Source organism: Aeoliella sp. (genome assembly GCF_965227375.1).
GTDB lineage: Bacteria > Planctomycetota > Planctomycetia > Pirellulales > Lacipirellulaceae > Aeoliella.
The window spans coordinates 3,683,308-3,707,832 of record NZ_CBDDFX010000002.1 but is presented as its reverse complement, the minus strand read 5'-3'; the positions used below and the strand labels follow the sequence as shown (position 1 = coordinate 3,707,832).

The window sequence follows — 24,525 nt, the reverse complement described above, 5'->3', positions numbered from 1 at the left end:
ACCAACGTCTGCGATTCTGGTATCCCTGGAGCTTTGCATTGAAAATCACTCGTATCGATACGTATGTGCTGGTCATTCCCGACTATGACGAGGGAGCTTGCAGTTCCGCTCAGGATGACTTCGTTGTTGTAATCCACACCGACGAAGGCGTGATAGGCATTGGCGAAACGGACACCAATCCGTGGGTAGCGCGAGAGTGCATCCGCGCCCCTGGCACCCATTGTATGGGCCTGGGGTTAGAGGAGATGCTGATCGGCGAGAACCCATTAGAACCCGAACGCATTTGGCAGAAGCTCTACAGTGGTTCGAAGATGACGGGGCGCCGCGGTGCAGTGATCTGCGCGATGGGCGCGATCGACATGGCGCTGTGGGACATTCGAGGCAAGTGGGAGAACAAACCGGTTCACAGCCTGCTAGGTGGAGCCGTGAAGGACTTCATCACGCCTTACGCCAGCCTGATCCCCGAAGGTGGCGGCGATTTGGAATACTACCGTCGCGGCTTGCTCGATTCGGCCAGAAAGGCCAAGGAGTTTGGCTTCCACGCCGGCAAGATGGAAGTCTGTATCAACGGACCTTACACCCACCGCGGACTGCAGGAACCTAGTGAGGCGATTATCGAACTGGTGGCAGAATGCCGAGAGGTGGTGGGGCCCGACTTCACGATGATGGTTGACGTGGCGTACTGCTGGAAAGACGCCGATGAGGCGTTGCCGTACCTGAAGCAACTCGAACCCTTCAACTTACTTTTCCTCGAGACCCCGATCGACATCGACGACCTGGACGGCTACCGCAGGTTGTCGGAAGAGTCGCCTGTGCCAATCGCCGCCGGCGAATGGCAGAACACCCACTGGGAGTTCCTCGATCTGGCGGATCGCGGGAAACTCGACGTGCTGCAACCCGATGTTGGTCGTGTGGGTGGATTTTGCGAGATCATGAAGGTCGGCAAGATCGCCGAAGAACGGGGCCTGACGATTGTGCCACACTGCTGGAAAAGCGGCATCGGCATCGCCGCCAGCGCCCACTTCGCCGCGGCAACCGCGTGTTGCCCGTTCATCGAGTTCATCCCCGCGCACATTTGCGAGTCGGCGCTTCGCAAGGAGTTGGTTGCTGAGGAATTGCAGCTGGTGGATGGCCGCATACCGCTTCCGCAGAAGCCCGGCTTGGGAATCGAGTTGAACATGGACGCGGTGCGAGAGTACAGTTACCAGCCGAAGCGCACCGAGACCCAGGTCCGCATGCCGCACTTCAATCCGCAGCAGGAAGTGCCTACAGAGCAGTAGAATGCGAATGGATCTCCGGCCCATGAAAGCATGGGAGTGACAAGCTATCCCGCTTTGACCAGTTGGGAATTGGATGCAAGAGTTAGACACCGATGGGATTAGCGTCTCGCAACTCGACCTCTGGGTCGTTGGCGCTTATCTTGTGGCTATCATCGCAGTTGGGGCGTTGCTCTCCCGGTTGGCCAACAAGAGTATCGACGACTACTTTCTCGGCGGCCGCAAGATGCCGTGGTGGCTGTTGGGCCTCTCTGGCACGGCGTGCTATTTCGACGTTGCCGGCGTGATGTGGACCATTGGCATCTTCTATGTCATGGGCCAGCAGTTCTTCTGGCCGCAGTTCATGTGGGGCTACATCGCCATGCTGGCGTGCTTTGCCACTTTCATGGGCAAGTGGCTTCGTCGTAGCGGAGTGCTGACCGGCGCCGAGTGGATGGAGTTCCGCTTTGGCAAAGGCAGCCAAGGCGAAATCGCCCGTGCTTCCTATGCGGTGATGGCCGTAGTGATCGCGGTCGCGTTCATCGGGTTTGCTGAGTACGGTTGCGGCTCGTTTCTGAGTGTGTTCATCCCTCGCCCTGCGAGTTGGAAGACAGGTTGGGCCGCAGAGAACTGGCCACACATCCTGGCGATTAGCTTGATGGGCATCACAACCATCTACACGGTCGCCGCTGGATTGATCGGTGTCGGGTTCACCGGATTCATTCAGTTCTTCATCGTGCTGTTCGGATCAGCGGTCCTCATCGTCAAAGCCATTGAACTAGGATCCTACGAGCAAATCGCCGAAGCGGTGCCGGCGGAGTGGTTTCACTTCGCCCCCGCTATGGAGAATCCCCGCCTCGGCGAGTGGGGCCTTACCCAGTCATGGGTGTTGCTGTTGCCGGTGGCCTTGACCTGGGTGGTCAAAGGCGCAGCTCTGGGCGTCGGCGGCCCGCAGCAACTGTATGACCTGCAGCGATTTCTCGCCGCACGCTCACCACGCGAAGCCAGCCTGGCGGGCATGATCTGGGGCGTCGGCCTGGTGCCCATGTTCATGGTGGCGGCCGCGGTGGGAACGATCGGACTGGTGAAGTGGGGTGGCAACATCAGTAACCCCGAGCAACTTTACCCGTTGGTCGTAGGCACGATGCTGCCCACCGGCATCAAGGGGCTGGTGCTCGCGGGGTTACTATCCGCTTTCATGTCGACGTTTTCAGCGACAGTCAACTCGGGGGCTTCGTATCTGACTTACGACTTGTATGCCAAGTTTCTGCGCCCCGCGTCTACCCAAGTCGGCTTGGTTCGCGCCAGTTGGGTTTGCAGTTTGCTAGTGGTGATTGGTGGAATCCTGATCGGCATGTCGGCGCCGGACATTAACGCCATCTTCGAGTGGATCATGATGGTGCTCGGCACCGGCGTGCTGGTGCCGAACGTGCTTCGCTGGTTCTGGTGGCGGTTCAACGGCATGGGATTCGCCATCGGCACCTTGCTGGGTGTATTGGCGGCGATCGCGAGCGTGTTGTTGTTCCCCGACGCGCCGCCTTACGTTTCGTTCCCCGTGTTGCTGGCGATTAGCTTCCTGTCGAGCGTGCTAACTGCTTTGGCCACTCCACCCACGGACCAAGCGGTGCTCGAGGAGTTCTACCGCCGTGTCGAGCCATTTGGATTTTGGGGCCCTGTGAAGAAGTCGATCGAACAGCAGTCTGAAGCCGGCAACGAGTTCTCGAGCGAAGGATCGCATTTTGGCTGGGATATCCTCTCCACAGTAATTACGGCCATCGGGCTACAAGCTCTCTACCTGATGTCTACCTACGCGGTCACACATCAATGGCGCGAATTCGCGCTGGCGGGCGGTGTGGTACTGATTTGTAGTGTTGCGCTCTATTTCACTTGGTATCTCAAGCTGCCTGGCGAGGTTGCCGAGCGCCCGGCCACCAGTAAAGAAGTTTCCATGAGAAAGCAGGCGTATGAAACCGTTTGACCAACGAGTAGCCATAGTCACTGGCGCCAGCTCCGGCATTGGCCGCGCCACGGCCGAGCGTTTGGCCCGCGACGGCGCTACGGTGTTCGCCATGGCCCGCCGCGCCGAGCGACTCGACGAGCTGCAACAGCAGTACCCAAACATTCATCCCGCGGTGTGCGACGTGAGCGATCACGATGCACTGGAGCAGCAAGTCGAGCAGGCAGTCAAGCAGTGTGGGCGGATCGACATTCTGGTGAACAACGCCGGCTTCAGCTACTACACCAGGCATCATGAGACTTCGCTCGAACAGTGGCGCGAAACTCAGGCGGTGAACGTCGAAGCGATGTTCGCACTCGCCAAGTTGGTGGTGCCCCTCATGTGCGATCAGAACTACGGCCGCATCGTGAATGTCTCGAGCACGCAGGCGATCGCGGCCGAGTCGGTGGTGGGCGCCTACGCTGCCAGCAAAGGGGCGATCAATGCCTGGAGCCGAGCGTTGGCGGTCGACTTGGCCGAGCACGGGATTTTGGTGAACGTCGTCGCGCCCGGCTGCACGCGCACGGAGATGAGTGTGATCGACGGAGTGGACGAGACGGAGAGCGAGTTCTTCCAGGAATGGTACGTTCGCCAACGGAAGATTCCCCTGGCGCGCCCCGGCACCAGCGAAGAGATCGCTAACGCCATCGTGTTTCTGTGTGGCGATCAGTGTACTTACATCACCGGCCAAACACTCGTGGTGGATGGCGGTCTTACCATTACCTTTTGACGGCACAATCGCCGGTTCATCGATGGTCACCCTTCGCCGCAGTTTTGGTGTGTTGCGTGCCCTGCATCTGCTGCCGGTACTCGCCGGGGGTCTGCTTGAACTTGCGTTGAAAAAGATTCGACAAGTACTGCGGGTACTCAAATCCTGCTTGGCTAGCGATTTCTCGAATTGGCAGATCGGTTTCGCGAAGCATTTTCTTCACTCGTTGCATCTGCAATCGTTTGATCTCTTCATGCATCGTGTGGCCGAGGGCCGCTTTAAAGCGGTTTTCAATCGCCACGCGAGACATCGAGAGTTTGCGTACGACATCCCTTACCGTAATTCCTTGGCACGCCCGATCTCGAATATCCCGCAGCGCGGCCACGACAACCGGGTCGTCGAGGGCCAGCACATCAGTCGATTGGCGTTGAACCACCCCCACGGGTTCGATGCGAACGCTTCTAGCCGACTCGACTTTCTGGCCACGCATCATTCGGTCGAGCATCTCGGCCGCTCTGTAGCCCAGTTGCGAACCTCCTTGCTCGATGCTGCTCAACGGCGGAATGCCGAGTTCACAGGCTTCCACGTCGTTGTCCACGCCCAGTACGGCGACCGCGTCAGGTACACGCAGTCCCAGTTCGCGGCATGCTTCCAAAACGTACAGCGCCTGCCGATCGTACGCCGCCATGATTCCGATGGGCAAGCTGCATCCTTCCAGCCATCGGCACAGCGCTTCGAGCAGCAGGTTCCAGTTGCTCGACATCACTTCCGTCACCCGAAACGTCGTGCATGCGTAGCCCGCGCTTTCGACTGCCGTCCGAAAGGCATTGCCTCGGTCTTCGCTCCAGGGCTGGTTCCGCCGCGCGAGCGACATGGCACAGTAGCCGAAGTTCGTCAGCCCGCACTCCATCAAGTGCTCCGCGCCCAACTGGCCAATCCGAGCGTCGTCAGTGGCGATGTAGCGAACTCTCCGCGAGCGATGCCCCTCACCTCCCCCAAAGCCTACTGCGGGAACGCGTTTCTTACGCACGACTTCCATTACATCGGGATCGTCGAAGTTGGCAATGATGCCGGCTCCCGACCACTTGGCGAGCATCGACGCGCGATGGGTCGGATCGGGCGGCACGTAGACTTGCCAACGGTTCGTCTCATGCACGTAGCGACTTACGCCATCGAGTACCGATCGGTCGTACCGCTCGGAAAAGTCCGGCACGATGGCAACGCGAAACTCCGAGGCGGAACGACCCATACAGATTCTCGTGGCGCGGGACATGGAACGACTATTGAAAATCTTACACCAACCAATAGTATTTTGCATGCTGGCGGAGGCGTTTTTTGTTGATTTGCGAGCGCTGAGTGCTTGTGTACCGGAACAGATGGAGGGGGCCTACCTAAGATGAACATTCTTCACCGGCGGATACTGCGACGACGAAAGCTCTGTAGTGGGCACGCATCGATGGCGTGCCTGGCGGTAATTGTCTGCTGCGCCGACGCCTCTGCCGAGCCGCTCGACAGTGGCATTTCGCGACGTCAGGTCGAGACGCGAAGCTACCTGAGCTACGCCACTGAATCGCTGGATACGATGATGCAGTACGGGACCGATCGCTACGGCAGTGTGCAGAGTGATCTTCTGGTGTCGAATCTCGATGTGACTACCAAGAACAACCCCCTCGCAGGCGGATTGGCCGCTGCCGACGAGGCCTGGCGCACCGATCGGCGGCAGCGCCGCGCACCCGGCGGTGCGAACTTCTTGCACAATCAGTCGATCTACTCCGCGATGAAGTCGGCGTCACTTGCTACCGGCGATAACAGCTACTCGAACTTCGTGGATAGCAACTTCGATTGGGCGCTCGGCAATCTGGTCGATAGCAATGGGCTGTTCTGGTGGGGCTACCATCGCCACTACGATGTGCATACCGACTCATTCGTCAGCGACGGCGACAACCACGAGATGCACTTTGTCGACATCCCCTTGTGGGACGACATGTGGAACCGCAATGCGGCCGCTGTTCAAACCGAGATCGAGACCATCTGGGACCGGCATGTGGTCGACAAGGGTACGGGACATATCAATCGGCATGACTTTCCCGGCGGACTTTCGTTCATTACTTCGTCCGCGTCGTTTATCGATGCGTTTGCCTTCCTCAGCAGCAAGACCACGGGAACAACGCAACTGCAGTGGCTCGACCGCGCCAAGCTGCTGGCCAATTATAACTGGAACGACCGGCACCCCACTACCAACCTTTTGGCTCACACGCCCAACGAAAACGAGCGCTGGGACGGGCTGCGTAGCGCTACTACAACGCCCGCCGTGTACGTGCCCGCGTTGTTGCGGGCGTACGAGTTCACTGGCGACACCCTGTTTCGCGATCAGGCGTTAACTTACCTGGAGAGTTGGGCCCAATACGCGTACGATCCGGCGAGCGGCAGTTTCTGGGCGTCGCTGGAACTCGACGGCACGCCTGTTCCTGGGCCCTGGGCTCAAAGCGGCTACGCACGCTATGAACCACGGGGGCTTGTCGACCTGTGGGCGCCCGAGTTCATCACGGCTCAGTACAATCCCGACGCCGCCAAAACGTACGCGTTGGCCTTCGCCCAGCTTGGCGATGCAGACTTGCTCGATACCGCCGAGAAGTGGGCTACGCTGGTGCGCAAGAATCTGCCCGCCACTGAAACGCTACTCGACACCTGGTACGGAACTTACGGCGAGGAGTGGGCGCCTCACGGTACTTACGCGGAGCACTACGGCCACCTTGTCGAGTTCTTCGTAACTCTACACGACGAGACGGGTGAGGAGCATTACTTGTTTTCGGCACGTGACTTGGCGAAGGAGGCCATTTCGAGTTTGTGGTACGAAGGCCTGTTTCGTGGCCATCCCAACAAACCGTACTTTGAGGCGGTCGATGGAGTTGGCGTGCTGGTTGATTCACTCATTCAGCTCGATGGCTACTCAGCAAGTTTCACCAAGTTCGGCGACTTCGACGGAGACAACGACGTGGACATGACCGATTTTCAAACACTCTTGGGCAACTGGCGCAAGCAAGTAGCTCCCTACGAGGATGGTGATGTTTCCGGCGATGGGTTTGTCGATCTGTTGGACTTCGAACGCTTCAAGCACGAGTACTTCGAGGGCGATTCAAGCGAACTTGCTGCAACAGGTGTCCCAGAGCCCCCCGCTATCATCTTGCTGTTGGGGCTTTGCGGTCTGGCAATCTTCGCGCAACGTTTTAAGCACTCAGTCTCGCGAGGCGCGGTTGTGTTCTGCTTGCTGCTCATCGGCCTGTTATGCATCAGCCGAACAGGCACGGCGCAGGTTCTCGATAGCGGTGTTTCGCGTGGGGATGTCGAAAACCGCTCCTACTTGAGTTGGTCCACCGAAGTACTCGACAACCTGATGATCTATGGCACGGATCGCTATGGATCGGAGCAGTCCGATTTGCTCGTCACGATCCTCGATGTGCGAACCAAGGAGACCACCATCCCCGACTACGGCGACACCTACTGGCGGGCGGACACCCGTTTCGAGCGTCGCAGTCCGCAAGGGGCCAATTTCTTGCAGTCGCAGCCTCTGTTGCGAACCTTGTACCGCGTGTCCGATATCACAGGCGATGGGACCTACGCTAGTTTTGCCAATTCGAACATCAACTACGCCTTGAATAACCTGGTGGATGGTAATGGCATGTTCCAATGGGGGTGGCATCGCTGGTACGACGTGGTGACCGATGAATTCAAGAGCGACGGCGACAACCACGAGATGCACTTTGTGAACCAGCCCGAATGGGAACGTATGTGGGCGCAGAATCCATCGGCGGTTCAGACCGAGATCGAGCAGATATGGAACCGTCACGTCGTGAATAAGAACACGGGGCAGATCAATCGTCACGATCACGGCGGCACCGGTGTCAGCTTCATCATGACGAGCGCCTCGTTTATTGAGGCAACCGCCTTCTTGAGCACCAAAGTGCCGGGGAGCATCCCAGGCGAATCCGATCACACGATCGACACTTGGCTCGAACGCTCCAGACGCCTGGCGAACTACCCATGGAGTCGCCGCGACCCTACAACCAACCTGGTGGCTCACATCCCCAACCAAGGATTGAACCGCGAGGACGAATTCGTAGCGTTTACGACGATGCACCTGTTGAGCTTGGGGTTGCTCGAGGCTTACGAGCATACCGGCGACACGACGTTTCGCGATCAGGCCGTTGCGTATCTCGAAGCCTACGCCACGTATGGCTATGATTCGCAGGCGGAAACCTACTGGGGCACGCTGGCGCTCGATGGTACGCCCGATACCAGCGCGCGCGAAGGAGGGTTGATCGCATTTCCGACGGGGCACATTGACTTTTGGCAGCCCAACGTCATCGATCGCGAGTTTCCGGCCGAAGCGGCGCAAGCCTACGCGAAGGCCTTTGCCCTGACCGGCGATGCTACAATGCGGCTGAACGCCGACCGCTTTGCCAAGCTCATTCGCGAAACGGCGGCCACCAAGGAAACGCTGCTGCAATCGATCTATGGGGAATACAGCGAGTCGTGGGCTCCGCTAGGCACGTACGCCGAGCATTACGGTCGGACCATCGACTTTTTTATCACCATGTACGACCATACGGGCGAAGGGCACTATCTTTCCTCCGCCCGCGACTTGGCGAAGGATGCGGTTTCGAGCCTGTACTACGAAGGGCTTTTCCGCGGGCACCCCAACAAGCCCTACTACGAAGAACTGGACGGCGTGCCCCTGCTGTTGGAAGCGCTAGTGGAACTCGATCAGTACGCTGACCAGTTTGATCTGATCGGCGACTTCGATGGCAACCACGTCGTCGACATGGACGACTACGCCACGCTGCTAAGCAATTGGCAGCAAGAAGTTACCCCATTCGAGGACGGTGATGTGACCGGCGACGGTCTGGTGAACATTTATGACTTCGATCGATTCAAGCACGAGTACTTCGGCACAGCCTCCCCTCCGTCGCAAGGGACCCAAGCGGTCCCTGAAGCAAACACTGCAGGCCTGCTGGCAATTGGTGCTCTTGTTGCACTTGGGACGTATCGACGACAGCTTGTCACCTGTATTGGGAGGCGATGATGGCGGTCGCCATGCCCATGTTGTTACGGTGGTTCGTGCTAGGCATGGCGTTGCTGTGCCAATCGGTTGCCCGCGCTGCACCCGACTCGCAAGCGGCCATCCCGGAGCCCGCTACCGATACCATCGGGTGGTGGTTGTTCGACGAGGGGGAAGGTCCCGCAGGAGAAGAGAACTGGGCTGTCTATGACCAATCGGGCCGCGGTAACCATGGCCTGCGTGCCCCGCTCCAGCAGCCCAATAGCTGGCCCCGCTATGCTACCAACTCCCCTAACTCGGCCAGCTACAATGGTAGTTTGCACTTTGCGTCGGGTGTTGGATTCGTCGAGGTGGTTCATCAACCTTCGCTCGAACTGTCAGGCGGCTTCACCATCGAGTGCTGGGTTGCTTTCGAAAGCCCAGTAGGTGCAAGGCAGTTGGTATCGAAAGGAGATGCCCAATCTGGCTACGCTTTGGCATGGCGATCGGATCGCTTTGAGTTCTCGGTCGGAGCCTACGTCGTTCAATCCGAGCCATGTAACCCGGTGCCTGGCCGATGGTATCACGTCGCCGCGGTGTTTGACAGCAAGAGCTCGACGATTCGGCTTCGCCTGAACGGTAAGTTGGTCGGCACGCGCAGTTGCACTGATTTGGTTAAGACCGATGCGGAGCCACTGCGGTTTGGCCGCGCGTCCGGCGAAAGCTCATCCGCCACAGTGTGGCTCGACGAAGTTCGCATTTCCAGCCGAGTCGTCCCGCCAGACGAGTTCCTCCTCCACCATCACTACGGACCACCGCGAGTCATCTTCGGAGACAGCTTGGAGAACTACGCAGGCTTCGGCGATTGGTTCAGCCGCCGGGGAGGCGAACGCAACCACTGGCGGATCATTGAGGAGACGAACGCCGTGAGCATCGAGCCCACCAGAGAGTTCGCTCACTCGGGACGCCATTGTCACTTGCTGCGACACGACCACGCCGCTGCTGGAACCGATCACGAGGCGTCGCTCTACTACAACCTGCCCATCGCTGCGACGAACGGCGATCCGATCATTGGGATGCGGGGGTGGGTCTGTTTCGAGAGTATCGATCACGTGCGGCTGTTTTGGGATCAGCAAGTGTGGACGGGGCGGGAGACGCACTACGGAGTGCAGCAAACGTTGCTCATCGGATGGGTGACGTACCATGGCGATGCGAAACACTGGGACTTCGATCCCGACTACCAAGTCGACTACGCCGAGGGGCTAGGCAAGTGGCACTACTACAACCTGATCGTCGACTATCAGCACAAGCGACTCATTGCGTTCCAGTTCGATAACGACGTATGGCGCCTCGACAAACGGCAGTTCGACGTTCTGCCCGGGTTCTTCGATCCCGACCTGCTGCCCACCATCGACCACAACATCCGCTTGCTCGAAACTGGCAAGGCCACCGCACCGTGGTCGGCCAAGTTTGCACAGGACGACGCCGCGCTGGTGATTTATCGCCGCGGCGATTTCAACAACGATCGTCGCGTCGATGTGGCGGACCTCGCCATCGTGCGGAAGAATAGGAACAAACGAGTCCCTCTGGGGGAGTCGGGAGACGTTAACTTCGATGGCCAGGTGAACCAACTGGATATCGACGCGATGGGAGAGTTGCTTCCGACAGTTGAACATTGACCTCATCGGCTAGCAACTCAACAACCTAGCCAGCGGCAACACTGGAGAGATGCATGATCGTTACACCCGACAACTGCCAGACCTTGGGCGATGGACTTGACCATCCGGAAAGTGTTTGCCTGGGACCCGATGGCGACGTGTACGCGGGCGGAGAGGCTGGGCAGGTTTACCACTTCGATTCCAGCGGCCAGCAGCACATAGTCGGATCGACTGGCGGTTTTCTGTTGGGCATCGCGCTGGATGGCGACGGAGCGATCCACGCCAGCGACATCAAGCATCAAGCGCTCATTCGCGTTGACCCAGACGGCACAACGGCCATCCGCTCCCGTGGCGTGACCGATCGACCATTCGAAGTGCCCAATCACGGGGCATTCGATGCCGCGGGAAACTTCTATCTAAGCGAGTCGGGCGACTACTGGCAGCAGACTACCGGCACGGGTTTCGTGGCTGTGGTTCGACCAGATGACACGACGGAGATGTTTCACGCCGGACCGTTTAAGTTTGCCAACGGGGTGGCCATTCATCCCACCGGTGAGTGGCTGTACGTAGCGCAGAGCACGGCCGCGAATATTGTTCGCATTCCGCTGGATCGTCCCAACGGCCCCGTCGAAATCACCCACATTCTGCCCAGTGGCACGGTTCCCGATGGCATGACGTTTGCCGCCGATGGCACGCTGGTGATTGGCTGCTACAAGCCCGACGCCGTGATGGTTGCCCGCCCCGATGGCTCCGTCGAGACGATCTTCGCAGACCCTACGGGCGAATTGCTCAGTCGTCCAACGAACGTGGCCATCGGCGACGGCAAGCTCTATATCTCGAACGTCGGCGGCTGGCACATAACCGTTGTCGACACTGATATGGAGCCCGCCCCAATCTATCGACCATCACTCAAGTAGTGGACAAGTCAGGCACGACGAATGGCTTGCGGTACTGCCGCGTGAGCAACTGGTTCGCCTGATCGTTGCCTTCGAACCGCCGAGTTGCGCTGTCCCACTTCAACATGGGTCCCAAGGTCACTGCGGCTTCACTCAGGTCAATCTTGTTGGCCTCCAGGTGATTCGCCATGCGATCAAAGGCCTTCGCGGCGATCGGCTCAGACAGCAGTCGCTCGGTGATCTGCTCTCTCGCAATCGGCTCGCCTGACTGGTAGGAGAGATTGCAGAAATGGCTAAGCCCCGACGACAGCACGCCTTCGGCAATCTCGGCGTGTAATGTTGTCGCATCGCGGCTTCGCACCGCGTCAATGAAGTTTGCTGCGTGGGTATCTCCGTTGTCTCCCGGGCAGCTTTGGATCAGTTGGCCATCGCTATCGTACAGGTTGCCTCCACCGCGACCACCCGCGAAGTACCCGTTTTCACACTCCACCACCAAGCCGACGCTCTTGCCTCGATGGGTGTCCATGCGCTTTTCATTAGCCTTGGCGGGCAGGCCACGCACCTCGAAGAGGATTGGCGCGGGCTCGTAGCCAAGATACGTCACTAGTGTGTTCGGCGTGTTCGCGTTGTCCTCGTAGCCGAACCGACCACCCACGGAAATTGCGGTGGCGGGTAGATCGTCGGCGCCAATCATCCAACGGCAAATGTCCAACTCGTGCACGCCTTGGTTGCCGACGTCGCCGTTGCCATAGGTGTAATTCCAGTGCCAGTCGTAGTGAAATTGCTTCCTCATGATGGATTCTAACTCGGCCGGCCCCGACCAGATGTTGTAGTCCACATCCTTGGGAACCGGTTGAGGTGCCGTCACCATGCCGGTCGACGGGCGTCGGTTATAACAAAGTCCGCGCACCAACCTCACGGCGCCGAGTCGGCCGCTGTGGATCTGCGAGGCGGCTTCGCGAAGCCCTGTGTCGGAGCGGTTTTGCGTGCCGGTTTGAACAATCCGTCGATGCTTGCGCGCCGCATTCAACAACTGCCAGCCCTCAAACAAGTTGTGCGAAACGGGCTTCTCAATATAGACGTCTTTCCCGGCCTGACACGCCCAGATGCCAAGCAAACTGTGCCAGTGATTGGGCGTGGCGATGGCGACCGCGTCGATTTCGGTGTCGTCCATCACCTGCCTGGGATCGACGTAACGCTTGGGGGCATGCGCCAGCGATGCCAGTTCCTCCGATCGCTCCGCCAGCAGCTTGCTGTCGGGATCGCACAACGCAGCGACGCGCACGCCCGGCACTTTGATAAATTCGTGCGTTAGCTGTTGCCCCCGCCAGCGAAGCCCCAGCACCGCGACGCGGAATTCGTCGTTGGGCGACGCCGCTCTGCTGATGCGAGGAAGCATCGTGGCAGCCAGCGATGCGGATAAGAAACAACGACGGCTCTGCTCGAATTTCATCACCTCACCTCATACGGTTAGTCGTCGGTAACAACTCGCTGTGTTTGCTCGCCGAGCTTTTCGATACCCAGACGCATGGTTTGCCCCGCACGCAAATAAACCGGCTCGGGCTTGATGCCCAAGCCCACACCCGGCGGTGTCCCTGTGGAGATAATATCGCCGGGGTGCAGCGTGAAGAACTGACTCAGGTAGTGAATCAACTGGGCAACCCCAAACACCATCGTACTGGTGTGGCCGTTTTGATAGCGGTGGCCATCGACCTCGAGCCACAGCGCAAGGTTCTGAGGATCCCCCACTTCATCCGCGGTGACCAGCCAAGGGCCGATGGGGCCGAAAGTATCGCAACTCTTGCCCTTGATCCATTGCCCGCTCCGTTCGAGTTGGAACTCTCGCTCCGACAGGTCATTCACAACGCAGTAACCGGCCACATGCGACAACGCGTCGTCCAACTCCACGTACTTGGCCGGCTTGCCTATTACGACGCCCAGTTCGACTTCCCAGTCGGTCTTCGTCGAGTGTCGTGGGATCACCACGTCGTCATTGGGGCCACAGATGGCGCTCGTGGCTTTGCCGAACAGGATGGGCTCGGTGGGTACTTCCAAACCAGACTCGGCAGCATGATCGGAGTAGTTCAGTCCGATGCACAGGAACTTGCCGACCTGTCCGACACACGGGCCGAGACGCGGTGCTTCGGATACTTCCGGCAGCGTCGATGGCTCGAGCGCCCGAAGTCGCTCCAGGCTCTCAGGAAGCAAGACCGCACCGGCAATATCGGGGACCTCTTGCGACAAGTCTCGCAAGGTTCCGTCGTTGTCTATCAAGGCCGGCTTTTCGCTACCGGGCTCGCCATACCTGGCTAATCGCATACGTCTCTACCTTTTTTGTTCGAGCAAGTCAACTAGCAAATCCAACCGCCATCGATGTTCCACGCGGCGCCGGTAACATACTCCGATTCGTCTGACGCCAAGTATAACGCCAACATCGCAATCTCGCCTGGTCGACCAATACGCCCCATTGGCTGACGGGCGATGAACGCGGCGCGGGTCTCTTCCAAAGAGCCCCCCAAGTCGGCCATCCGCTGTTGCAGCGAAGGGGAATCGACCGTTCCGGGGCAGATCGCGTTACAACGTATGCCTTGGCCTACGAAATCGGTCGCCACCGCTTTGGTGAGACCGATGACCGCCGCCTTGCTGGTGCCGTACGCACAGCGGTTGGGCGCTCCTCGCAAGCTCGATACGACCGACGAGATGTTGATGATGTTTCCTGTACCGCGCTGGAGCATCCCGGGCAGGAATGCACGAGTCGTGTGACGGATCGAAGTGACGTTGAGTTCAAACGTGCGGTCCCACGACTCGTCGTCGCAGTCCAGGATCGTGCCGTGGTGGACGTATCCCGCACAGTTCACCAGGATATCGATATCGCCAACCTCCTGCTGGGCACCGGCAATGGCCTGGGAACTGGTGACGTCCAGCTGATGAGTCCGGATGCTCTCGCACCCCGACGACAATAGGGATTCGAGCGCCGCCATGTCTACATCGGTAGCAAGAACTTCCGCTTTCTCGGCGGCGAATGTCTCGGCAATCGCGCGTCCAATTCCCTGGCCCGCCGCAGTGATAAAGACCCTTTTTCCCGCCAATCGGTCGCTCACGATCGCCCTCGCCAGTGGTGGAGTTTCGCAGCCCAGGAATGGATATTGTATCCAAGATGGGGCCCGTGTCCACACCTTCCGCCGGACAATTTTGCGTCGCGCCGCCTAAGGCAAAGCTAAACGCCAGCGGTTCAGGGAAGGCTTCACCGAATAGGAGGTCACCGGGATGTCGGGTGTACCTCCTAGATGCAAAATCAAGCCAGTCGCTGGAAGCTCAATTGGCGTCTGGCGACCAGTCGGGGAACACGAAGCTGTATGCTTTGTAGCGCATCTCCGACCAAGCTTGTTCCGGCAGATCGCTGTCTGGCAGCAGAGGGATGTTGGCGGGTTCGAACTCGATGCGAACCCGAATTCGGTCTCGGCCAGCGGTAAGATCTTTCGGGATCATGAACTCGTCTTCGCGGAATCGGCGGTTTGAAGTCTGCACCTGGGGATTCGACTTACCAAGTTCGCGTCGCGGGCCACGGGGGGACGAGAAGTAGCAGGTGTTCGACCCGGCCAAGTACCACACACCGGCGTGATGCCAATGGCCGTCATCGTCTGCGACCTTCACGATGGCCCGCTGATTGGGGTAGCTGTAGTCCAATAGTCGGCGCAACAGCACGCCAACATTTTCTGGGTCGATGGCCAGCGTGAATTCACTGCTGGTGGTCGTGGTGCGCCCGGTCTCGGCGTGGGCTGGGTAGGTCTCGAGCCAGGCTTTCGATCCACCACCCACATGCAGTACCGATTGTCCTTCGGCGGCCTCTTGTCGCTCCATGGCGCCTTCGATTGCCAGAGCTTCGTCGACCGTCAGCACGATGTTATCGTCGTCTTCCACGGGAATGTAGTCGCTGGCGGGACGCTCGCGCTGGGTTGTGCTAAACCAGATCCGATCAATGTCGTGACCGCCGTGGCGACTTTGCACGCGGAGTCGATGTCGCCCTGGTCGATCAAACTCCACGGTCTTTGGTGGCTGGCCTGGCAGTTCGCTCGACCAACTCCACTCGCCGGCCAGGGTATCGTCGCGCCAGTTACCGAAGCCCTTCTCCTGCGTGGCGTAGAAGCTGCGGACGATGCCGATATCCTGATCGAACTGAAACCACGTGGCGTCGCTTTGCAGGTCGCCCGACGAACGTCCGCGGACCCAAATGTAGTACGGCGTGTCGGCCTTGGCCTGAAACTCGAAGTCGGCGTAGTCGTCTGGCTGCACCAGCGGCATGCTTCCGGACAGCGGCACGCGATCTGGCCCCCATTCGAACCGGGACGTGACGACCTCTGGCTCCGTGGCGTCGGGGGAGTGGTATTCGTGCGCGGCCTCGCTGGCCAGGTCTCCGATTTCGAGCGTGTCGGTCAGCTTGAGCGTTTCGAATGGCGCTCCGTACCAGTAGGTAAGGCTTTGATAATGCTCCGGAAAGTTGTTGATGCCGCCATGCTCGAAACGTATCACGGCTCGACGCCCAAAAGGCATTAGATCGGCGAGCAAGTACCGATAGGCCGACTCGATCAGGCCCTTCTCGTGTTCCACTTCCAACTGACGTCCGCCACGCGGGTGACCCGCGGTGCCGACAGGATGTCCCGCCAGTGGCAGTGTCATGACCTCGCCGCCCCAGTAGTCACCACCTCCGCCCCACTCTTCGGTGCCTGTGCCATAGGCCTGTGCGCTTTGGCTGTCGTCGAAGAAGAACCGTGGGTCGCCCTCCAGTGTCCACAAGCGCCCTCGATCGGAGAAGATAAACGAGGTGCCAACAAAACTGCCGGACCAGCTTCCTCCTCCCTCCACTTGGTCGGTATCGAGAAACACCAGGTCCTGCCCCATTTCGGGGTTCGGATGATCAACATAGGTAGCGTGAAAGTAGCCCACCTCGTTGGGCTGACCGGTGTATTCCTCGGTCCGTACCTCACACCGCAGGTCGTCGATCTCTGCGTCGCCTTTGTTGATCAACTCAATTCGTGCGGACTGGAAGAACGGCATGGGAAAATAGCAGCCTAGCTCCATCCGCCCGTCGCGAAACCGTACATTCACAGGCAGCGCCTTGACCAGGTACTCACGGTTCGAAGGGTTAAAGAACGTACCGGTGCCAAACAGCAGTGGTGCGGGCGAATCAACCGACGGAGCTTCGCGATCGTCCCAAGTCATACGAATCCAAAGGTCGTCCGAGGCCACCGCGGCGTCTGCCGGAACGCTCAGCCGAAACGCCCTGATGGTTTTTGCACCTTCTAGTTCCACCACCATTGCCTCACCTGGAGCCAAGGACTTGCTGGTTTGCTGTTGCTCCACTTGCTGGTGCGGTGCGATATCGGTTCCGGCGCTACGCAGGAAATCGAGTACTTCGGTGGGAGGAGTCATGGAATCGTTCCATGGCTCGATCGGTTGGCTCAGCGACGCACCGGGAAGATACTGATGGTAGATGTAATAGCCCGTGCCATAGCAGGTCCGCGAATAGGCCATGCGAAACCGATCTTGAAATCCGATGGGCACCCACATCAGGTCGGCGCCTTTGGTGGTCGCGTAGGTGAAGGTCAACGGCTGGGGCAGGGCCGCCTCGGGAAGAAACACGGCGTCCTCGAGAGGCGAGTAGGGATCGGCAGTGGTGGTCTCTTTAACAATGTAATCGGAGCCGTCCACCTCATAGTGCCATGGGCTACCGTGCCAGTGATTGTACCGGGCAAAGTACAGCATCCCCTTGCCCTCGACATCGAGGGTTACATTGAAGTCCTCGCGCGCCTGGTACAGGTAGTGGGACGAATCGGCCCCCTCGTTGTTGCCGCGACGATCGTAGGTGCTCCGCATGTAGGCGCGCGCGCCTACACGCTGCTGCGGCCACTTGTGCCATTGCAGGTAGGCGTCGTACCCGATTGGAATACTCGGGGGTTCGGCCCCAAACGCCGAGGCGCAGCAAAGCGCCAGGAGCACGCCAAATGCATACCAGTACCGCCAATTCTTCAGCATGACTTTCTCCCCACCTGGTAATCGAACGCATTTGATTCTAGGTAAAGCCCAGGCGGCCTGCAACGACACGATCTAGGCGACCTGCTCCAGCGGTGTATCCACATGAAGGCGCGAACTGAGCGAGAACCACTGCAAACTGCTGTGCAGTGCGCCGCTGGTTGGACCTAGTGGCCGTTATTGCGTAGGTGGCGAACTAGCTACTCGTCGTCCGATGACTCTGCCTCGTCCGACGCGCCGGGCTCCAGAAGAAGGCTCGCTCGGATATCGTTGAAGTCGCCATCGTTTCGGGAGTCTTCGAACCCAACGATGAAGAAGTTGGATTGCGAGTAGGATACTTGCCACTGAGAGGGAATCCACTCGCGGGACTCTTCGGCGATGCTTCTAGGGATGTTCAGGCCTACCATACGGAGCTGCCTGGTTTGTTCCGAAGTGTTTTGCAATGCGGTCGTACCCAGGTAGGAACTACTTGTTTTGCTACTCGACCAGAGAACTTCGTTAGTTGTCGGATCGATCACAGCCAGCGCGTTGGGATCGGTAGCATCGGAGATGGCCTTTACTACAGCAGTTGCGCCAGGCACCAGCTCAAAGTCAAGTCCTTCCACTCCTTCTGGCGGAAGCCTCAACTGGGGGACTTGATGGGGCGAAACCACGATGACTTCCCCTGATTGTTCGGTTGCAAATCCGCCAATCGGCGTAAAAAGCAAAGTGGCCGCTAGGTCGTCATAGTCCAAATCTTGTTGGTAGGGTTCGCCACGTTCTACAGGAGCGGGGCCACTATCATCCCAACCGACATGGATGACCGAGTTGGTCTCCAGTAGCACCCCCATCTCGCTCACGCGCCATTGGTCGTCGGGGAACAGGTCGACCAATTTGTGGACTCCGGTCAGCAGAAAATAACGCGGCCGCGCGGTGGCGTTGATTTCCGACCACCGCCCCAGCACGCCATATCGACGGTGCTTGGCATGTGGGTTTGCGTGCAGTGGTTTGGGACCTTTGCCGTCGCCTTTGTTGTGGAAGGTGAGTTTCTTCGTTGAGGGCTTGGCGTCGTAAGTGATTTCGGTGATTGAAAGGCTGTTCTGTCCCGTGGCATCGCAACTTGCAATCAACTCCACCGACATGCCAGGTTGCAGGCAGAACAAATAGCCATCGGCGGCCTCGCCTTGGTCCTGCTGTAACGAGATTGCGCCTCCTGACACCGCTGCCACCGGTTGCCAGTAGTCGGAATTGGAAGCAAAGTTCGGACCTTCCCAAGTGACATTGGTGATAGTTGGCAGCGAACTTACGCCCGAAGACCACGAGTTCGCAGCCGGAGGAAACGCAGGGGCGGATGCCTGAGGACGTTGGGCATCCGTCCACTGAAACCAACTGAAGGCCGATATCAGAACGGCCGCTGCGACCGCAGCCACCGACCAGAACTTGTACTTATACTCGCTGTGCTTCTTCAGCGACGAAGTCCGCTGGGGCTCTCCTGGAGACGTTGGCACAGCCTCCGAAGGCTGACCGTGCGGCTTGGCGTTCTCGATACTCGATGCTCCTGCAACCGAGAGGGCCATGTGGGTATTGACCAAGCTACAGTAGCGGTCCTGGAGTTCTGCGTCATCGAGAAGTAACTCCTCTAGACGAGCCATGGCCGCATCGGACAAGCCATCGTCGTAGAGTTCGGATACGAGCTTTTCGAGTTCTTCCAGTTTGCTACCCAAGGCAATCTCCTGAGCGGGTGACGTTGCCTGTTGCAACGTCGCCTGTGGCTAAAGTTCCTTCGCCATTTGTCGTTCGACGCATGCCCTCAACGAGCGCCTGGCCCGGAGCAACGCGCCTTTGATCGCCGATGGCGATCTGCCCAAGCGAGAGGAAAGCTGCTGCACCGAAAACGCGTTGTCGTACCTCAGTGCAACCAACTCCCGGTCTTTTTCATGCAGCTTCTTCAAGCACTTTCGCAACAAGCCAACTGTCTGGTCAATGTCTTCCAACTGCCCAGCCCGATCTGCCAACTGCTCTACCAGCATATCGCCGAACACATGCCGGTCACGCCCGCGATCCCGGCAGTATGCCTTGACCTGCCAGTAGGCAACCTTGGTGGCCCAGGCGTCGAAGTTGGTTCCTGGCTCAAACTCGTCGGCCTTCTTCCAAAGCAGCAAGTTGGTGTTTTGCAGGATGTTGTTGGCCGCTTCGGGGTCGCCAACCAGGGCTGTGATGTATCGCAGCAGCCCTAGTTGCGCCTTCGTAAGCGACTGGACGAACGCATCCCTGCTCGGAGGATTTCTCATGTCAGACTCTCGCCAACCCCCATTGCTCAACGGTGTATCCTGCAACATTCGCCACGAATCCCGATGAGCACCAGACTAGCACGACCCCAAAACGTCCACAAACCTCTCCTTGCACCTACATACCGCGGCCAACTGAAGCGTTGCGCTGAATCATGAATATTTCGTTAATTTGCCCTCCCGTAGCGTGTTTCGGTCACTTGTAGCTCTTCGCGGTTGGGTAGCCTTTTGTCGAGCCAATCAGCCGTTTCTTGGGGGTGCTAGTCGGTTCATGGGGCTCGGAAGTCTGAAAGTTCTTGGTTTGTCGCGCAACCAATGTTGTTGGACCGGTATGTATCTGATGAGACGGCGTTTTTGTGGTCGACAGTTGGAATGGCCCAGGATCGCGAGTCCCACAGTGCGGTAAAAGGCGGCGTCGCTAGAGACGCCCGCGACTGATCGAAGTTTCTTTTCCCGCACGGACTCGTTTAGCCACTTGGGCGGCCATCGTGTATTCGCCGTAACGCCGTGGAACAGATGCTCGGCAATCGTGCAGGTGGGTGAGATGCTCTAACGAGCGTCTTGGCGGCCGCGGTTGTCCATTGGATGAAAGCAATACACACCGCCGACCTGCGTCGGCGATTCTGCCCGACAGGGCAGTGAGAGGCTCCCGTTTATGAATCGTGAAGGATCAACTTCCGCCTTCTGTGCTCAGCCAACTCCCATGCTGGCGTATCGTACCAAGCCCAGGTGCCGGCGCGTCGCGTTCACGCTCGTGGAACTGCTGGTGGTGATCGCCATCATCGGCATCCTGGTGGCGCTATTGTTGCCTGCGGTGCAAGCTGCGAGAGAAGCCGCGCGGCGGACTCAGTGCACTTCCCAGTTGAAGAACCTGACTCTAGGCATGATCAACCACGAGAGCACTCACGGCCAGTGGCCTGCGTCGGGTTGGCCAGGAGAGTGGAACTCTGATCCCGACCGTGGAAGCGGCGCCAAGCAGCCCGGCTCATGGCTGTTTGTGACACTTCCGTTCATCGAGTTGCAATCGCTGCACGATATGGGGCAGGGGACCACCGGCGCCACGCGCACGGCGTTGCTGCAACAACGCGACGCAACACCCGTCTCCATTGCCAATTGTCCTTCCCGACGCAAAGGAGGGCCTTATCCCTATCCGCACGGTGGGGATGCATTGGTTGGCGATGGTCAAGGCGGCGTGACACGATACAAATACACCCAGGCCGCTCGTTGCGACTATGCAGTCAGTGTGGGCGACGAAGTGGACTACGATCGAACAGGCAATAGCCGTTGTCGTAACGTCACTCCTCAAAACTATGTCAAGGAGACGTTCCCCGTCGGATTTCCTCCTAGCCTGCAGGAGTTTTCGGGAGTTTCGTTCTGCGGCAATGCGATCAAGTCGCGTTCCGTGACAGATGGTCTCACCAACACCATCGCCTTGGGGGAGAAGTGGATCCCTGCCGAAGATTTTGAGACCGGCCTTAACAAAGGCGACGACTGGGCACAGTTCGTCGGCTTTCAGGACGACATGATTCGGTCGACCTACTACATCGGGGTCTCTTCCTCGGGGGTGCCACGCAAGGCGACTCACTTGCCTCGGTCGACAAATGAAACTTGGGATGAAGTGGTAGCAGACGTCGGCCAGTACGCTGCTCGTGAGATTTTCGGAAGCAGCCATCCAGCGGTGTGCTTGTTCTCCATGTGCGATGGCTCGGTATCAGGCGTCGAGTTCGACGTGGATCCAGAAGTCTTTCGCCAGATGGGGGCGCGCAACGATGACGGTGTAGCCAAAATCGCGCCTCGTTAGAACCACTTTTGATGTGACAAAGCAAGTATCGATCTAACACTCGCCGCATGCGGCAATCAAACAAGCGACAGTAAACACTCAGGGAGTAACTTCAATGAAGCAAAGGGCAATTGTTCTGGCGGTATCGCTCTTAGCATCTGGCATCAGCCAAGCGACCATTGTTGGTTTCGGTCAACTAGGTGGCAGCAACGCACCAGTTCCGAAGACGCTGGCATCCCGAGCAGCGGCGGATGGCAACGGCTTTGTCGTCAGCAACGGCACGACGCCCAATATCTCGCTGAACTGGGATATCAACGGCGAAGATGGCAACGGAAACCCTGACAGCAACGGTTGGGACATTCATACCTCCGATCACTTCGCGAAACTCGAGAACCATACGATCGGCGGCGGAGATTGGGACAACGAGGGCCCCGACGAGCGTATTGGTCAGCTCGATTTCGACTACCACTCCATTGGTTTCATTGTCGACCCTGGGGCCGCCTTGGTGCTCAACTCGTTCGATTTCGCGAACACGGCGGAAACAATGGACTCGAGCACTTGGGACCTTTCGATTACCGACTCCTCCGATTCGGTGGTTTGGAGTCAGCAGGTTACGCTTACCAACCCCGATAGCGATACGATCACCGTCGCCCCAAATTTCACGGGGGCGATGGGAGAGAGTTACACGCTGGTTCTCGAAGGGATCAACGACCCGATCAACGGTCGTCATGGAGTCGACAATCTGAGCTTCAATCAGCTCCCTGACCTGTCTGATCTCATTGGAAGGCTCGAAATCAACCGCAGCGGTCCCAACGCGGGTACTGCCTCCATTCGGGCGAACGAGGCATTGTCGTTTAGTGAGTACGAGATTCGATCACCGTCCGCCGCGCTAAACCCCGCCGGCTGGAGTTCCATCACCAATACTAGCGCCGATCCCAACGACGATTGGTCTATCGTGAGCGAAACGGCTACTTCGCTGCACGAAGCAGATGGCTCAGGCGGAACCAACGACGGCGTATCCCTGGGCGCGGGTGGGCAATTCAACCTGGGCCAAGCCTTTAGCATTCTGCCTACGTATAGGGCCGATGGAACGACCCCCACTGGCTGGGAAGATGCCGGTTTCACAATCTACGATCAGAGTGGAACGCTGCTGGCCCTCGCTCCACAATATGTTGGCGATGTCGTTCCTTGGGGCGATTACAACGGTGACTTGTCGGTCGATATTCAAGACTGGCCCTTGTTCCGTGCAGGTCTTGGTCAGGACTATACCGGTTTGACCGCTGCCCAAGCCTATCTGGGTGGCGACCTGGATGGCGACTTCGACAGCGACGTCTTTGACTACAAGTTGTTCGTCGAGCTTGCAGGCGGTGCTGCCACACTGTTTGGTACGAGCCAGGTTCCCGAACCTTCCTCGGTGGCAATGCTGGCGCTCGCCGGAGTTGTCGTTTGCGGGCGGCGTCGCCTGGGGCGGGCGATTGCCATGCTGGTGGCAATTGCTGTGATCTCCGGTGGTGCGAGTCTGCAGGCACAGACGCTGCAAGGCTTTAGCGTGGTTGGCTCGACTCCCACCGTTTCGATACCTGAAGGGCAGCTGAATGAAGGGGAGAACGCGGGCCCTGATCAGTTGTTCGATGACGATGTATTGGACGAATCGCCCACCCGGATTGAAAGCGACCTGTTCGTTACTAACTACACCGACGCTGATCTGTTTCCAGGCGGCTTTTTAGGCCAGTACGCGATCGGTGGCGAGATGCCAGGCGTCGCCGATTCGGCGGTGGTGTTTATGGACTATGGGACTTCCGTCACCGCTAACTGGTTTGCCTATGCCCAGCGCACCGGTGGTAACCCGGTGGCTGATAAAGTCGGCAAGTTCGAGTTCTGGTTCAGTAATACCGATTTCGGTGGTGTCGTTCCTGCAACCCCCGCCGACGCAATCGTGAACCTGCTGCCCAGCGACAATCGGATCGACGATAGCGCGATCCGCCCCTACACGCTGGGAGGCGAGAACTCCGGTCGGTACGTAGCGATGCGAATCACCGAGACGGATGAATCTGGTGCCCTCACTTCGACCAGCCGCATCGGCGGTCATGAGTTCCGGTTGCTCGACGGACCAAGCGATGTAGTCCTCACAGTCGACCGAAGCGATGGATCCATGACGCTTCGCAACAATTTGGCAGGGGCGGAGAACATCTTTATGGACAGCTACTCCATCGAAAGTCCGGGCGGTGCGCTGCTGCCTGGAAGCTTCGATGGTGTGCAGGGCGATGCGATGTTCACGGCTGGGAACGGCAGTGGCAATGGTTGGGAACTCGCCGAAAACGGCACCTCCAATCGCCTGGTCGAGGCATTCTACACTGGCGAGACGACGTTCACCGCAGGCACCGGTCCCATCAGCCTGGGTGGCGCCTACAACAACCTGTCGGGCCTGGAAGATCTTGTCTTTCTGTGGACCAACAAGCAAGGCGAAGTCTACAACGCCCGCGTTGAATACATAGGCGACGCGCCGGCCGTTGCTGGCGACTACAACAATGACGGTGTCGTCAACCTGGCCGACTACACCGTATGGCGCAATAACCTGGGTGCCCCGGCGGGTACGCTGCCCAACGACAGCGTTGGAGGAACGATCGGAACCGCCCAGTACGACGCGTGGAAGAGCAACTTCGGCGCGACTGCTTCAGCAATCGGCGGCCTGTCCACTGCCAACGTTCCCGAGCCCGCCACCGCACTATTGATTATCGGCGCGGCTGTGCCTGCGTTTTGGGTGCGATGCGCGTGCAAGAGAGCCAAGGGTTAACGAATCGCTGGTAAGTGGGCAGATCGCCAATGGGCAGCCGCTGCGCCTCTGGGCGGAGTGAAGGGCGATCTAGCCCACTTACCACGATACACACGCCCCAG

At 58.7% G+C, this 24,525-nt stretch carries 15 protein-coding genes; 8 read left to right on the top strand and 7 right to left on the bottom strand.

Annotated elements, in window-relative coordinates; genetic code table 11:
- Positions 1-38: 38 nt before the first annotated feature.
- The 3 genes from ACQK2L_RS27610 to ACQK2L_RS27600 all read left to right on the top strand — a co-directional run bounded on the left by ACQK2L_RS27610 (position 39) and on the right by ACQK2L_RS27600 (position 3,982).
- Positions 39-1,280 (top strand): mandelate racemase/muconate lactonizing enzyme family protein, encoded by a 1,242-nt coding sequence (locus tag ACQK2L_RS27610; protein ID WP_425400275.1) that lies wholly within the window; start codon positions 39-41, stop codon positions 1,278-1,280.
- A 73-nt stretch (positions 1,281-1,353) separates the two neighbouring features.
- Complete coding sequence (locus ACQK2L_RS27605; protein ID WP_425400274.1) at positions 1,354-3,234, top strand: sodium:solute symporter family transporter; 1,881 nt, start codon at positions 1,354-1,356, stop codon at positions 3,232-3,234.
- Positions 3,221-3,982, top strand: coding sequence for an SDR family NAD(P)-dependent oxidoreductase (locus ACQK2L_RS27600; protein ID WP_425400273.1), 762 nt, complete (start codon positions 3,221-3,223; stop codon positions 3,980-3,982). The genes ACQK2L_RS27605 and ACQK2L_RS27600 overlap by 14 nt, the downstream gene beginning before the upstream one ends.
- A 16-nt stretch (positions 3,983-3,998) precedes the next feature.
- Here ACQK2L_RS27600 and ACQK2L_RS27595 read toward each other — a convergent pair whose 3' ends face one another.
- Positions 3,999-5,210, bottom strand: a complete 1,212-nt coding sequence (locus tag ACQK2L_RS27595) for a DNA-binding transcriptional regulator (RefSeq protein WP_425400272.1) — start codon at positions 5,208-5,210, stop codon at positions 3,999-4,001.
- 147 nt (positions 5,211-5,357) lie between these two features.
- Here ACQK2L_RS27595 and ACQK2L_RS27590 point away from each other — a divergent pair, with 147 nt between their 5' ends.
- From ACQK2L_RS27590 to ACQK2L_RS27580, 3 genes are read left to right on the top strand one after another with little or no spacing between them, the layout of a single operon-like run.
- Positions 5,358-9,044, top strand: coding sequence for a hypothetical protein (locus ACQK2L_RS27590; protein ID WP_425400271.1), 3,687 nt, complete (start codon positions 5,358-5,360; stop codon positions 9,042-9,044).
- 11 nt (positions 9,045-9,055) lie between these two features.
- Positions 9,056-10,678, top strand: coding sequence for a LamG-like jellyroll fold domain-containing protein (locus ACQK2L_RS27585; RefSeq protein WP_425400270.1), 1,623 nt, complete (start codon positions 9,056-9,058; stop codon positions 10,676-10,678).
- 53 nt (positions 10,679-10,731) lie between these two features.
- Positions 10,732-11,574 carry an SMP-30/gluconolactonase/LRE family protein gene (locus tag ACQK2L_RS27580; protein ID WP_425400269.1) on the top strand — a complete coding sequence of 281 codons (843 nt, stop codon included), beginning with the start codon at positions 10,732-10,734 and terminating at the stop codon, positions 11,572-11,574.
- Here the strand turns inward: ACQK2L_RS27580 and ACQK2L_RS27575 are convergent.
- The 6 genes from ACQK2L_RS27575 to ACQK2L_RS27550 all read right to left on the bottom strand — a co-directional run bounded on the left by ACQK2L_RS27575 (position 11,567) and on the right by ACQK2L_RS27550 (position 19,853).
- Entirely contained in the window at positions 11,567-13,006 is a 1,440-nt protein-coding gene (locus ACQK2L_RS27575; protein ID WP_425400268.1) for a Gfo/Idh/MocA family protein, read from the bottom strand. The two genes, ACQK2L_RS27580 and ACQK2L_RS27575, sit on opposite strands and share 8 nt — an antisense overlap.
- A gap of 17 nt (positions 13,007-13,023) precedes the next feature.
- Complete coding sequence (locus ACQK2L_RS27570) at positions 13,024-13,872, bottom strand: fumarylacetoacetate hydrolase family protein (protein ID WP_425400267.1); 849 nt, start codon at positions 13,870-13,872, stop codon at positions 13,024-13,026.
- A gap of 32 nt (positions 13,873-13,904) precedes the next feature.
- On the bottom strand, positions 13,905-14,654 hold the full coding sequence (locus ACQK2L_RS27565; RefSeq protein ID WP_425400266.1) for an SDR family oxidoreductase: 750 nt from the start codon (positions 14,652-14,654) through the stop codon (positions 13,905-13,907).
- 214 nt (positions 14,655-14,868) lie between these two features.
- A complete protein-coding gene (locus ACQK2L_RS27560) occupies positions 14,869-17,586 on the bottom strand; it encodes a DUF2961 domain-containing protein (RefSeq protein WP_425400265.1) in 2,718 nt (905 codons plus the stop codon).
- A gap of 197 nt (positions 17,587-17,783) precedes the next feature.
- Complete coding sequence (locus ACQK2L_RS27555; RefSeq protein ID WP_425400264.1) at positions 17,784-19,286, bottom strand: hypothetical protein; 1,503 nt, start codon at positions 19,284-19,286, stop codon at positions 17,784-17,786.
- A 48-nt stretch (positions 19,287-19,334) separates the two neighbouring features.
- Entirely contained in the window at positions 19,335-19,853 is a 519-nt protein-coding gene (locus ACQK2L_RS27550) for a sigma-70 family RNA polymerase sigma factor (protein ID WP_425400263.1), read from the bottom strand.
- A 652-nt stretch (positions 19,854-20,505) separates the two neighbouring features.
- Between ACQK2L_RS27550 and ACQK2L_RS27545 the strand changes: the two genes are divergently transcribed.
- Positions 20,506-21,651 carry a DUF1559 domain-containing protein gene (locus ACQK2L_RS27545; RefSeq protein WP_425400262.1) on the top strand — a complete coding sequence of 382 codons (1,146 nt, stop codon included), beginning with the start codon at positions 20,506-20,508 and terminating at the stop codon, positions 21,649-21,651.
- Positions 21,652-21,745: 94 nt separating this feature from the next.
- Entirely contained in the window at positions 21,746-24,424 is a 2,679-nt protein-coding gene (locus ACQK2L_RS27540) for a PEP-CTERM sorting domain-containing protein (protein WP_425400261.1), read from the top strand.
- Positions 24,425-24,525 lie beyond the last annotated feature (101 nt).

Bases quoted from the DNA above. Each gene is read 5' to 3' on its own strand.
- ACQK2L_RS27605 (WP_425400274.1), top strand. From the start codon at position 1,354: ATGCAAGAGTTAGACACCGATGGGATTAGCGTCTCGCAACTCGACCTC.
- ACQK2L_RS27600 (WP_425400273.1), top strand. From the start codon at position 3,221: ATGAAACCGTTTGACCAACGAGTAGCCATAGTCACTGGCGCCAGCTCC.
- ACQK2L_RS27595 (WP_425400272.1), bottom strand. From the start codon at position 5,210: ATGGGTCGTTCCGCCTCGGAGTTTCGCGTTGCCATCGTGCCGGACTTT.
- ACQK2L_RS27590 (WP_425400271.1), top strand. From the start codon at position 5,358: ATGAACATTCTTCACCGGCGGATACTGCGACGACGAAAGCTCTGTAGT.
- ACQK2L_RS27585 (WP_425400270.1), top strand. From the start codon at position 9,056: ATGCCCATGTTGTTACGGTGGTTCGTGCTAGGCATGGCGTTGCTGTGC.
- ACQK2L_RS27580 (WP_425400269.1), top strand. From the start codon at position 10,732: ATGATCGTTACACCCGACAACTGCCAGACCTTGGGCGATGGACTTGAC.
- ACQK2L_RS27575 (WP_425400268.1), bottom strand. From the start codon at position 13,006: ATGAAATTCGAGCAGAGCCGTCGTTGTTTCTTATCCGCATCGCTGGCT.
- ACQK2L_RS27570 (WP_425400267.1), bottom strand. From the start codon at position 13,872: ATGCGATTAGCCAGGTATGGCGAGCCCGGTAGCGAAAAGCCGGCCTTG.
- ACQK2L_RS27560 (WP_425400265.1), bottom strand. From the start codon at position 17,586: ATGCTGAAGAATTGGCGGTACTGGTATGCATTTGGCGTGCTCCTGGCG.
- ACQK2L_RS27550 (WP_425400263.1), bottom strand. From the start codon at position 19,853: ATGAGAAATCCTCCGAGCAGGGATGCGTTCGTCCAGTCGCTTACGAAG.
- ACQK2L_RS27545 (WP_425400262.1), top strand. From the start codon at position 20,506: ATGAATCGTGAAGGATCAACTTCCGCCTTCTGTGCTCAGCCAACTCCC.
- ACQK2L_RS27540 (WP_425400261.1), top strand. From the start codon at position 21,746: ATGAAGCAAAGGGCAATTGTTCTGGCGGTATCGCTCTTAGCATCTGGC.